Genomic DNA, 11,973 nt, shown 5'->3' with positions numbered 1-11,973 from the left:
GCGAGCCTTGTTCTCGATGAAAAATCGATGCCATCTTCAAAAGGCAGGGTAGACGGCATGGGTGGCACTGAGCAGGCAACTGTGACGCTGCGCTTACCTTCAACGCTGAGCGCCTGCAACGGCGGCAAGAGCCAGATCGTTGTGCGGGCCAGCACGGTAGGCGAACTGTTCGAGGCGTTGGAGGCCCACTATCCGCAGGTCTGGCGCTGCCTGTGCGATGAGCATGGCTGGGTGCGCGCCCAGATCCAGCTTTTCGTGAGCAACAAGCTGATTACTGGTCCGCATGACCTGCAGACCGCCTTGAGGCCCGGCGAGGAGATCATTGTGCTGCCTTCTGCTCGGACCCCCTAGGCAGTGCTTGCATCGGCCCGCTGGCTTCTGGCCATTTTATCGGTGGGCTTGCAAATGTGGAGCTACCGCGCCATAATATGGGCTATCTTCTGCTATGTGGAGGAGAGGAGGTTTTTAAGGAGACGGGATGCTGGCGCAGGTTCGAAGTTGTGCTATTGTGGGTCTGGAAGGCGCCCTGGTCGAGGTAGAGGTTGATCTGGCCAATGGCCTGGCGGGTTTTACGATCGTGGGCCTGGCCGATACGGCTATTCAGGAGGCGCGCGAACGGGTGCGCGCCGCTATTAAGAATAGTGGGGCGGTTTTTCCTTATAAGCGGATTACGGTGAATCTGGCCCCCGCCGATCTCCGTAAAGAGGGGCCTGTCTACGATCTCCCCATCGCTATCGGTATCCTGCTGGCTTCGGGCCAGCTGGTCCCCGCTGAGCCAATCACTGATTGCCTCTTCCTCGGTGAGCTGTCCCTCGATGGGAGTGTGCGTCATACGAATGGGATTTTGCCAATGGTGGCGCTGGCACGCGAGCGCGGCCTCCGCGCGGTCTTCGTGCCGGCGGTGGATGCACGCGAGGCGGCTTTAGTGCGCGATGTGCCAATCTACGCGGTGGAGACGCTCGCCCAGCTGGTTGCCCACTTGAGTGGCGAGCAACGCTTGACTCCCTTCCCACCAAATTCAGCCCTGCTGCAGGAGGTGAGCCGCTATTGCCCGCCCCACGATCTGGCGGCGGTGCGCGGCCAGGACCATGTGAAGCGGGCGCTGGAGGTGGCGGTGAGTGGCGGTCATAATCTGTTGATGTGTGGCCCTCCCGGGACGGGCAAGACGCTGCTGGCCCGGGCGACGCCGTCGATTATGCCTCCGCTCTCGATTGAGGAGGCCCTGGATGTGACACGCATCTATAGCGTGGGCGGCCTGCTGCCGCCCGAGATACCGCTCATCATGGAGCGCCCTTTCCGCGCGCCGCACCATACGATCAGTCACGCCGGCCTGGTAGGTGGGGGACGCCAGCCACGCCCGGGCGAGATCAGTCTGGCTCACCGCGGGGTGCTCTTTTTGGACGAGTTGCCTGAGTTCAGTCAGTACGTGCTGGAGGCCCTTCGTCAGCCATTGGAGGATAAGGTGGTGACGATCTCGCGCGCTCAGGGGTCGGTGACGTTCCCAGCCAATTTTATGCTGATCGCGGCGATGAATCCCTGTCCATGCGGCTATCTGCACGATGTGGCGCGCGAGTGCACGTGTTCGCCAGCGGCGGTGCGCCGCTATCAGAAGCGCGTCAGCGGTCCGCTGCTGGACCGCATCGATATTCAGGTGGAGGTGCCGCGTGTGGCTTATGAGAAGCTGGCTGGCGCTCCAGCTCCAGAGAGTACGGAGCGTATTCGGGCCCGCGTCGAGGCTGCCCGCACGCGCCAGCGCCAGCGCTTTGCGCAGACGCGCCTGACCTGCAATGCGGAGATGGGGCCGGCTGAGGTGCAGGCTTTCTGCCGCGTGGATGAAGCCGGGCAGCGCTTGCTGAAGGCGGCGGTGCAGCAGTTGGCACTGTCAGCACGCGCTTTTCATCGCCTGTTGAAGCTGGCGCGCACGATCGCCGACCTGGAAGGAGCGGAGTTGATCGGTTCGGCTCACGTGGCGGAGGCGGTGCAGTACCGCCCCCGCATCGCTCCTTGATGGGCGCCTGGCTCTCCCCGCGCACTCGGCCTTTGTCCGCTCACCTGCCGCTATAGCCCTGCCCTGTGCCTCGGCCCGGCCTTTGCTCCCGCCCGGACCACAGGCAAGCCGTTGCGTTGCCTCTCTATTCACTGCCTACTAGCTTTCTGGCTGGTCAGCCAGGAATAGACAGGTCTGGGCCCGGATTGGACGGGGCTTCCGTGTTCGCCTGTGCCGGCTTTTCTGCTCTCGCTTTTCCTCTCTGGCGGCGCTGGCCGGGCCGGGGCCAGGGTCAGTAAGCTTTTCTCTTTGCCCGTACGCGGGTTCTCAAGGCGCATGGGTGAGGTGAGATGTGCTTCCGCATGCCGCCTCAGTCTGGCTCTTGATCTGCTTCTGCTCCGTCGTCGTTGCGCGACCTGGGCAGGCGCCCGGGGCCGTAGCGATGGGCCTCAAGATAGGCCTCGATGTCGCTGCGTTTGAACCTCCAGGCCGAGGCAATCCGATACCCCGTTATTTCTCCTCGCTCTACCATCCGTACCATTGTTCTTCTCGTGACCCCTATGAGCTTCCCGGCCTCGGTGGCAGTAAGCCACTCATCGTCCTGGATTCTCCGATCCGTCATGTATGGCTAACTCCTCTGACGCTGTCTTGCTCTTAGCTCCGCACCGTGTTGCCCTGCTCATCTGCTAGTGAAGCCAGCCAGCAGACGGCAGCGTCCGGCTCGCGCAGCGTGGGGGCTTGCTTAGGAGGACTGTTCAGTCGTTCCCTCAGCAGTCGTGCCCGGCTCTTGCTGTGCATCCCCGTTCCTTTTCCCCTCCTGGCGTGTCCCGAGTGGGCGCTCAGGACCATAGCGGTGCGCCTCAAGATAGGCCTCGATATCATGGCGCTTGAAGCGCCACCTGGAGGCTACACGATACCCCGTTAATTCTCCCCTCTCAACCATTCGCACTACCGTTTTCGGGCCAATCCCTATGAGCTTGCTCACCTCGTTAGTGGTCAGCCACTCATCTCCGTGGTTACTACGCTCTGTCATCTACGCCTGGCACCTCACATGCTGTCTTCTTCTTTGAAATTGTATCAGCTTTGCTTAATTACGTCAAATAGTCTCTATTGACTCAATATTCTATATAGACTTTTAATTACCATTAGACCATAGAGACCATAGAGACTTTATCTTACGATTAAGCCATGCTATACTCATAGCAAGGCAAGGAGCCGGGCAGGTTATTCCTGACCCTGGTTGCCGGGTCCGCCAGGCCAGAGGCGCTCACTTGCCCGAGCTTTCGCGATCAGGATTGCTGTTGTTGGAGGTCAAGTCGATCGAAAGGAGCTTTCTGCATGGCAGAAGAACTGCAGTGGGGACAGGCCAGGCTTATCCTGAATCTGGAGGCTTTTGCTCGTGGCTATCACCAGGGGCGAAAATACTACTTTGAGGAGCGAGAACTCTCGGAGCGCGCATGTCAGTGTCTGGCAGCCAGCGACCTGCTCTGGCTGATCGCCGTGCCCGACGAGAGCGGCCACTATCAGCTCGTGGACGAGAGCCGTCTGCTCACCGAGCTGCCCGAGGGCATTGCCCCGATGCTGGGCCTGATCGTCGGCTACCTGAGCGGACCGTTGCAGCCCGAGAGCGCCGAGGAGCGTCAGCAGCGCCAGGCCGAGTTTCAGGCGCTACGCCAAGGCGCTGGCTCCCTCTCTGAGAGCCGTCAGGCTGGTGCTGCTTCCTAGCGGATGCCGGGCCGTCAGCTGGGCCTCAGACCGCTCACTGTCAGAACAGTACAAGGAAGGGAAGGTCTGGCTTTGCCCCTTCCCTTCTTTACGGCAGAGTATCAAACGTGCTACAATCCGGGCGCACGACATTTCTGCCGCCTGGAGGCCCTCAATGGAGATCGCTTCTGCCGCTTCACCCTCATCCTCCTCTGCCAGCCGCCCGCCCCTCGTTATTCTCAATCCTGCCGCCAACCAGGGTCGTATGCAGCGTCACCGTGCCCTGGTACGCCAGCGCGCCGCTGCCATAGGAGCCGACTACTGCGAAACCGCGCGCCCTGGTGAAGCTGAAGAGCTGGCGCGCGCGGCTGCCCGTCAGGGACGGCCCATCGTCATCGTCGGCGGCGATGGCTCCGTTCACGAGGCTGTGAATGGTATCCTCAGCAGTGGTCAGCGTGTCCCTTTGGGTATCATCGCCGCCGGCTCTGGCAACGACTTCGCCTGCAACACCCTGGGGCTGCCTCGCCGTCCTGAAGCCGCCATTGAGCACGCTTTTGACGGCAAGCCGCGAGCTGTCGACGCCGGCCAGGCTAACGAGCGCTACTTTGCCAACTCCTTCAGCGTCGGTCTCGACGCCGACATCGCCGCCGGTGCTCGCCAGCTCAAAAAGATTCCTTTTATGACCGGTATGCGCCTCTACTACAGCTCCACCGTCAGGCAGCTTCTTTTCGGCTATCGACAGTGTCCCTGGCTGTGCTTCAGTCTGGAGCCTGCCGATCCCGAGGCCCCGTCTGCCGAGACCTTCCAGCGCTACGTGTTGCTGGCCGTCACCAACGGCCCCACTTATGGCTCAGGCTTCCGCATCAACCCCGAAGCCGACGCCAGCGACGGCCTGCTCGACCTCTGCACCATTCGCTACGCTCCCTTCGGACGCGCCCTCAGACTGCTGCCTGTCGTCAAGCGCGGCCAGCATGCCCACCTGCCCGAAGTCCACTTCTACCGCATCCAGCGCCTCATCATCGAAAGTCGCCTGCCGCTCAACGCCCAGATGGACGGCGAAGTTTTCCACGGCCAGCGTTTCGAGGTCACCGTCCTTCCGCAGGCGCTGCTTGTGAGATACTAGCCTGAGCGACCGGGCGTCCGTAGTGTGGGTCCATCTCGCTTCCGGTTATCAAGACTATAAGAATTTCTCCAGTGCGAGCCACAGCATCACTCACCCGTCGCAGCGCCATCGGCTCCCGCCCACGCGGGCCAATCGATCAGGCTGCGACGGGTGCTTGTCCCTATCGCTGTCAATGCCTCTCATAAAGACGAGCGTGCAGCGGTGCGGCGCGAGCGCTTTTTCGTGGCGACTGTCTCCCCATTGGCCTGGAAAGCCGAGGGACAGAGCGGTACCAGTGGGCACTCCTCGCAGCGCGGATCGCGAGCGCGGCAGAGCGCCCGCCCGTGGAAGATCAAGAGATGCGACAGATCCAGCCAATCCTCACGCGGCACAATGCGCATCAAATCGCGCTCAATCTGCTCGGGGTCCTCGCTCTGCGTCCAGCCCAGGCGGCGCGCCAGCCGCTTGACATGAGTATCGACCACGATGCCCTCGACGATGCCAAAGGCATTCCCCAGCACCACATTGGCGGTCTTGCGCGCCACGCCTGGCAGCGCCAGTAGCGCCTCCATGCTGCGCGGCACCTCGCCCCCGTAGTCAGTGATCAGCCGCTGGCAGGTCAGTCGCAGATTGCGCGCCTTATTGCGATAGAAGCCCGTCGGCTTGATATCCTGCTCCAGTTCCTCGGGATTGGCATTCGCGAAATCCTCAACCGTGCGATATTTGCGGAAGAGCTGAGCTGTCACCTCATTGACGCGCTCATCGGTGCACTGGGCCGAGAGCTGGACCGCAATCAGCAACTGCAGTGGATTCTCATAATTCAAAGTGCACTTTGCATCGGGATAAAGGCGCCGCAGCTCGGCGATGACCGCACGCACATGCTCGGGCGAGCCGGGGGCCGGTCCCTGATAGGTCGGTGGCAGATTTGCAGTACTCACGAATCGTCCCCTGCCTTCTTCTGGTCTTCCCCCTTCAATGGTAGGCCCATTATAGCACAGGGCGAACCCAGTCAGTCACGGAGCCAGCTCCAGCCGGCGCTGCCAGGTGATATGATGAGAGCAAGGGACAATGGGGACTTGCCAAGGAGGATCACCACATGACCGTACCTCTTGACCTGAGCGCCTACCGTCGCTATTTTCCAGCCCTGCAGCAGGAGATGAACGGTCAGCCCGTCATCTACTGGGATAATCCCGGCGGCACCCAAGTCGCCCAGCAGGTCATCGAGGCTATGACGCGCTACCTGCGCGAGGCCAACGCCAACGCCCACGGGGCCTTTCTCACCAGCCGGCGTACCGACGAGACCATCGCCGCCGCGCGCCAGGCGATGGCCGATTTCCTCAACGCCGCCAGCCCGGCAGAGATCGTCTTTGGTCCCAACATGACCACCCTGACCTTTGCCTTCAGCCGCGCCATTGGGAAAACACTGCAGCCCGGCGATGAGATCATCGTGACCGTGCTCGACCACGATGCCAATGTCGCCCCCTGGCTGGCCCTGCAGGAGCGCGGCGTGGTTGTGCGCACCGTCGATATTCATCCCGAGCATGTCACGCTTAATCTGGAGGATCTGCAGGCCAAACTCAACGAGCGTACGCGCCTGGTAGCCGTGGGCTATGCTTCCAACGCCGTGGGAACCATCAACGATGTGCGGCGCATTACGGAGCTGGCCCACGCCATCGGCGCCCTGGTGTGGATTGATGCCGTGCAATATGCTCCGCATGGGCCGATCGATGTCCAGGCTCTCGATGCCGATTTTCTGGTCTGCTCGGCCTATAAATTCTTTGGCCCGCACCTGGGCATTCTCTACGGCAAGCGCGAACACCTGGAGCGCTTCCCAGCCTACAAGGTGCGCCCGGCCAGCAACGCGGTCCCCGATCGCTGGGAGACCGGGACCCAGAACCATGAGGGACTGGCCGGTTTGCTGGGAGTCATCGACTACCTGACGCTGCTCGGAGAGGAGCAGGCCGCCCATTATGGCAACGATCCCGCGCTGCAGCCCTACGCCGGGCGGCGACGCACACTGAAGGTAGCGATGCGCGCCATCAGCGACTACGAGCGCCAGCTTGCGGCCCAGTTGCTGCGGGGCTTGCGCGAAATTCGGGGCCTGCATCTCTACGGTCTCAGCGGGACCACTCCCGAGGAGCTGGCACAGCGAGTCCCAACGGTGGCCTGCACCATCGATGGCCGTCACCCGCGCGAGCTGGCTACCGCCCTGGGCGAGCGCGGTATCTTTGCCTGGGACGGCAACTATTATGCCCTCGGCCTGATGGAACGCCTCGGCCTTGAAGGACGTGGCGGCGCCCTACGCCTCGGCCTCTGCCACTACAATACGTCCGCCGAAATCGAGCGCGTCCTGGGCGTCCTGGAAGAGCTGGCCTGAGTTGGCGCACACTGGCTGGCCCCTATCGGGATCTGCTGGCCAGGAAAAGGCCAATCCGATCCCTTTCCAGTGAGCAGCAGCAGAGCACGGCGCGAAGAGCAGCACGGCGGCAGCCTGACTGAGCTACGGGCCTGGCGGCGAAGAGGGAGCGGGTAGAGTCGCGCTTCGCCGCCCAGGTCCCCTATGCGGCGAGAATGAGATCTTCCCAGCCTAGTGAGCGCTTGTATTTTTGTCTGCGCTGATCTACACTAAGGTAGGTAGAGAATACAGGCGTTCGATTTACCTGGCTTTTCCTGCAGAAGCTTATAGTTTTTTATTGAGCACGGACAGGGGCCAGGCACGTAAGGAGATTACTATCTGATGGCACAGAAATGGATCTACGGTCCGGACGACCTGTACGGCATCTCAGCCTACCTGCAGCTCATCCAGCAGTGGGTTGCCACGGCCTTTCCCCAGCCGCGCGACCCGGAGACCATCGCCAGGCTAGGCGGCCTGTGGGCTTCTCTTGGCTGGGCCCTGCAAGGTCGTGCCGTGGCTGAGGAAGCCAGACGCCTGGCAGCCAAGAAAAGGACCAGGGAATTTTCTCAGGAGGACGCAGAGCGGCTGCGCCAACAGCTTCGTGACCTGACTTTTGATGAGGAACAAGAGAGCCTGGCCACAGCGGGACGGGCCGGTGATCCTCCTGTCCAGGGTCTTGAGCGGCGGCTACGTGCACTGACAGTCGTTGGTGTTCGTGAGGGCTTTCTAGCTGTGGCGATGCGCGAGGCCACAGAATCCTACATTGCCAGAAGCCTGCCGGCGGCTCTGGATCAGTGGCGACACCTCGCCGATCAGCTCGTCCCGCGCTCTATGTGGTTCGCCAGCTCCTATCTGGAGATGCTCACGAACACGACCGTTTATGGGCCAGACAGCTAAAGGGTCCCGCCTGTCCCAAAGAGAGATCTACCCCTTGGGCCTGTGTCATCCAGGCCTCACGCTTATGGTCTCCCCGGCCTGGTCCTGGACAGAAGTCGACAGCTTTCTTCGCCTCGTGGCCAGACAGCGCAGCCCTGCACCCGGGCATGGCCCGCTTGACTAGCGGGCGCGGGTCCCTACGGACCGGCATTCTCTCCGCCCTCTCCATCGCGTTGCACCGTGATCGTGAACGGTCCCCACTCACCGATCAGGCCCTGGCCATGCAACGAAACGCTGCGCCCGTCTTCAATGCTCTTCTCCGTCATCAGGCCCAGCGCCAGAATGCAGCCGTCCACCTTGCACGGTACCTCGCTGTAGCGGCCTACCTCCTGCCCATCCAGGAAAAAGCGCACCTCATCGCGTGCCTTGCAGTAGCTGATGCCGTAGCGATGCCACTGCCAGGGGGCCGTCTCTACCGGCAGCTCATTGAAGTCGCAGAAGTACTTTGGCTTGACGGCACGCTCCGGCTCAGGGTCGGGCGGCGCTGGCACCCCTGGAAACGGCAGGAGCGCATAAACCGAGGCAATCGTATCGTTAGAGACGAAGAAATCGAAGGCCATACCGGTGGCGAAATCGAGCAAGTGGGCTGACACAAAGCCATCGTAGAGATCATGCGGGCGTGTATTGATCCCACGGGCCCGCATCTCCCATTCGAAGCGAATGGTCCCATCCTCGGGCATCGTGAAGCGCCGCGTCGAGAAAAACATATTTTTGGCGTTATCGAGAATCTGCACCTCGTTATGGAAGCGCGTTAACGGAACCGCCGCCACGCGCAGACGATTGCCCTCGACCACCACCACGGCGTTTGGCTCACGATAGCGCCAGAAACTGCCGTCAGGCAGCGGGAAGCCTCCGTAATCCCAGTGGCGATCAACGCCGCTGATGATACTATGGTAGCCCGCATAGACGAAACGCTCCTCTTGCTGAGCGCTATCTGTAGCAGCCCGTCGAGACTGCAGGATTTGCTGACTCTGCTCCTGATCGATCTCTTGTCGTGCATCTGTCATTGCTGCGTCGCTCCTTCTCCTCTCCTCACAGACAATCAGCGCTGATACATCCATGCATATCTGACCTGGATACGCCCGGCGCACAGACCCATGCATCCGCGCATACGTAGACCTATGCCTGCGGCCACCACCCTGGCTGGCCAGCTCTCCGCCACTCTCGCTATGGCGCCACACTTCCTCTTTTTACGCGCAGGACTGTTGCCAGCGGAGAGGCTACTTGCTTCATGCTATCACCGCTGCCCTATTCGGGCAAGGCCCACGCGGCCAGCATCAGCAAACGCCAGAGGCATTGCAGCGCTATCAGCTCAGACCCTTCTTGCTGGAAGCCACTCACTGCCGGCTCGCAGTGCCAGTTTTGTGATGCGCCAGTGTCTGTGCACAGTCAGCCTCCGTAACAGATAATAGAAGAAGAAATACAGAGACAAGCGAGCAATCAGCCATCCGAGAGAGCCGCAGAAAGGACAGCGCACATCATGAAAATTCTGGTTTTCAACGCCGGTTCCAGCAGCCAAAAGACCAGACTATACGAATTGCAAGTCCCATTGCCAGCGGAGGCGCCGTCTCCCTTATGGGAAGCAAACGCCGACTGGTCTCACGAACCAGGCAAGACCGAGCTGGTCATACGCAACGCTGAGGGACAAGAGCAACACGAGACTCTTCAGACCAGCGAGCGACCAGCCATCCTCAAGCACATCCTGAGCAAGCTCAGCCAGGGAGCAACACGTGTCATCGAGCGAGCCGAAGAAATTGGCGCCGTGGGGCATCGCGTTGTCCACGGTGGTGCCCACTACAGCGAGCCAGCACTGATCACCTCCGAGCTAAAAGCCACTATCGAGCGACTACAAATGCTGGCGCCTGCTCACAACCGTGCCAGCCTCGAAGCAATGGCCGCCGCAGAAGAAGCCTTCCCCCAGGCGCGGCAGATCGCCGTTTTCGACACCGCCTTTCACAGTCACATGCCCCTGCCAGCCCAAATCTACCCTGGACCCTACGAATGGTTTGCCCAGGGCCTGCGCCGCTACGGCTTCCACGGTCTGAGCCACCAATACTGCGCGCGCCGTGCCGCCCAACTGCTGGGGCGCGACCTCGCCAGCCTGCGCCTCATCACCTGCCATTTGGGCAATGGCTGCTCTCTGGCGGCCATTCTAGGAGGAGAAAGCATCGAAACCACGATGGGCTTCACCCCTATGGAGGGGCTGATGATGGGCACCCGTTCCGGCTCCATCGACCCCGGTTTGCTCCTCTACCTGCTGCGTCACGCTGGTTACAGCGCAGACGACCTTGACCGCATACTCAACCGTGAATCTGGCCTATTGGGCATCTCTGGTCTCTCGGGAGACATGCGTGTCATCCTGCAGGCACGTGCAGAGGGGAATCGGCGGGCCAGGCTGGCCTTCAACACCTTCGTCCACCGCCTGCGCCTCCAGATCGGCGCCATGCTGGCAGTCTTGGGAGGCGTAGACGCCCTGGTCTTCACCGGTGGCATCGGCGAACACGCCCCCGAAGTACGCGCCGCCGCCTGCGAAACGCTGAGCTTCCTCGGATTGGCCATCGACCCCACTCGCAACGCCGACCTGGGTGGCGATGCCGACATCGCCAGTCCTCACTCAGCCGTGCGTGTGCTGGTTGTACAGACACAGGAGGACTGGATGATCGCCGAGGCTTGCTGGCGCCTGCTCGAACAGCGCGCACGCTCATGAGCGTTCGCCCTGGCCCTGCCGCTCTTCCCGCCGCTCCTATCCCTCCCAAAAAAGAGTCAGCTCCTTGAAGCTCGACAGCTTCCAAGGAGCTGAAACAGCCCGAAGACACGGCGGGAGAGCACGCCAGCGCGTTCAGCTCTCCAGCTAAAGAAGGAGCGCCGCCCTACTCCGGCCTCCTCTGGCTTGCTCAGCAGAGCAGGACCTATGGGAGGGCGGCCCCAACCAGTTCAGTCACGTTCTCGACGCCGTGCGCCTGCATAAAAGCCTCGATCCCCTCCAGCACAAGGACCCCTGTACGCGGATTCACAAAGTTAGCCGTGCCGATCTGCACAGCGACCGCCCCGGCCATGATAAAAGCCAGCGCGTCCGAGGCCGAGGTAATCCCACCTATGCCAATGACTGCCACCCCGGGCTGCCGCTCGCGTAACTCACGGGCCACCTCGTAGACCATGCGCAAAGCCAGCGGTCTGATAGCTGGTCCGGACAGCCCGCCGGTCCCGTGGGCCGGCAACGGGCGACGAGCCTCAAGATCGATGTCCATCCCAGTCAGCGTATTGATCAGGGACACAGCATCGGCCCCAGCCTCAGCCGCCGCCAGGGCGGTCGGACGCGCATCGCCAGTATTAGGCGAGAGCTTGACAATCACCGGTAAGGTCGTGCTCTGACGGACCGCCGCCGTGACCGCGGCCACCGCTTCAGGACTCTCCCCGAAGACGCGGCCCCCGGCACGGACATTAGGGCAAGAAACATTGACTTCAACGCCCGCTACTCCCGGCACCCCTTCCAGCCGCTGCGCCAGCTCGGCGAACTCCTCGACCGTCTCGCCAGCGATGTTAACAATCACCGGCGTCTGCCAGGTGGCCCAGATCGGCGCATATCGACGGATCACAGCCTCAATGCCAGGGTTCTGCAGTCCAATGGCATTGAGCAAGCCCGCCGCGACCTCGCGCGTGCGTGGCTGCGCGTTGCCCCGCCGCGAGCGCAAGGTCGTTCCCTTGCTGACAATGGCTCCCAGGCGCTCGATCTCAGCGATTCTGGCGTACTCCAGGCCGTAACCGCAGGTCCCGGCAGCTAACATCACCGGATTACGCAGCAGCAGACTACTCTTACGCCCAGCCGCCAGTTCGACCGTGAGCTGCATC

At 61.8% G+C, this 11,973-nt stretch carries 12 protein-coding genes; 7 read left to right on the top strand and 5 right to left on the bottom strand.

Features of this window, described 5'->3' with window-relative positions; translation table 11 throughout:
* Positions 1–27 precede the first annotated feature (27 nt).
* Positions 28–351: a MoaD/ThiS family protein gene (locus tag N688_RS08195; protein ID WP_162179516.1), complete on the top strand. Its 324-nt coding sequence runs from the start codon at positions 28–30 to the stop codon at positions 349–351.
* A 127-nt stretch (positions 352–478) separates the two neighbouring features.
* Positions 479–2,008 (top strand): YifB family Mg chelatase-like AAA ATPase, encoded by a 1,530-nt coding sequence (locus N688_RS08190; RefSeq protein WP_052888826.1) that lies wholly within the window; start codon positions 479–481, stop codon positions 2,006–2,008.
* 349 nt (positions 2,009–2,357) lie between these two features.
* Here the strand turns inward: N688_RS08190 and N688_RS08185 are convergent, their stop codons facing one another.
* Positions 2,358–2,609 (bottom strand): helix-turn-helix domain-containing protein, encoded by a 252-nt coding sequence (locus N688_RS08185; RefSeq protein WP_052888825.1) that lies wholly within the window; start codon positions 2,607–2,609, stop codon positions 2,358–2,360.
* 120 nt (positions 2,610–2,729) lie between these two features.
* The gene (locus N688_RS08180) at positions 2,730–3,020 is read right to left on the bottom strand and encodes a helix-turn-helix domain-containing protein (RefSeq protein WP_052888824.1); all 291 of its coding nucleotides are present in this window, start codon (positions 3,018–3,020) and stop codon (positions 2,730–2,732) included.
* A gap of 305 nt (positions 3,021–3,325) precedes the next feature.
* On the opposite strand from N688_RS08180, the gene N688_RS08175 reads away from it, so the two are divergent.
* Positions 3,326–3,712 (top strand): hypothetical protein, encoded by a 387-nt coding sequence (locus N688_RS08175; RefSeq protein WP_052888823.1) that lies wholly within the window; start codon positions 3,326–3,328, stop codon positions 3,710–3,712.
* Positions 3,713–3,866: 154 nt separating this feature from the next.
* Complete coding sequence (locus N688_RS08170; RefSeq protein ID WP_052888822.1) at positions 3,867–4,814, top strand: diacylglycerol/lipid kinase family protein; 948 nt, start codon at positions 3,867–3,869, stop codon at positions 4,812–4,814.
* 179 nt (positions 4,815–4,993) lie between these two features.
* Here the strand turns inward: N688_RS08170 and nth are convergent, their stop codons facing one another.
* A complete protein-coding gene (gene nth / locus N688_RS08165) occupies positions 4,994–5,731 on the bottom strand; it encodes an endonuclease III (RefSeq protein WP_238321072.1) in 738 nt (245 codons plus the stop codon).
* Positions 5,732–5,889: 158 nt separating this feature from the next.
* On the opposite strand from nth, the gene N688_RS08160 reads away from it, so the two are divergent.
* A complete protein-coding gene (locus tag N688_RS08160) occupies positions 5,890–7,170 on the top strand; it encodes a cysteine desulfurase-like protein (RefSeq protein WP_052888821.1) in 1,281 nt (426 codons plus the stop codon).
* A 360-nt stretch (positions 7,171–7,530) separates the two neighbouring features.
* A complete protein-coding gene (locus N688_RS08155) occupies positions 7,531–8,085 on the top strand; it encodes a hypothetical protein (RefSeq protein WP_052888820.1) in 555 nt (184 codons plus the stop codon).
* Between the two features lie 176 nt (positions 8,086–8,261).
* Here the strand turns inward: N688_RS08155 and N688_RS08150 are convergent, their stop codons facing one another.
* Positions 8,262–9,131, bottom strand: coding sequence for a DUF6081 family protein (locus N688_RS08150; protein WP_052888819.1), 870 nt, complete (start codon positions 9,129–9,131; stop codon positions 8,262–8,264).
* Positions 9,132–9,604: 473 nt separating this feature from the next.
* Between N688_RS08150 and N688_RS08145 the strand changes: the two genes are divergently transcribed.
* Positions 9,605–10,831, top strand: a complete 1,227-nt coding sequence (locus N688_RS08145) for an acetate/propionate family kinase (RefSeq protein ID WP_052888818.1) — start codon at positions 9,605–9,607, stop codon at positions 10,829–10,831.
* A gap of 202 nt (positions 10,832–11,033) precedes the next feature.
* Here the strand turns inward: N688_RS08145 and N688_RS08140 are convergent, their stop codons facing one another.
* Positions 11,034–11,972 carry a dihydroorotate dehydrogenase gene (locus N688_RS08140; protein WP_052888817.1) on the bottom strand — a complete coding sequence of 313 codons (939 nt, stop codon included), beginning with the start codon at positions 11,970–11,972 and terminating at the stop codon, positions 11,034–11,036.
* Between the last annotated feature and the right edge of the window lies 1 nt (position 11,973).

It is taken from the genome of Thermogemmatispora carboxidivorans (assembly GCF_000702505.1).
Taxonomy (GTDB): Bacteria; Chloroflexota; Ktedonobacteria; order Ktedonobacterales; family Ktedonobacteraceae; genus Thermogemmatispora; species Thermogemmatispora carboxidivorans.
Note: the sequence above shows the minus strand (reverse complement) of the source record. Positions and strands in the feature narration are given on the sequence as shown.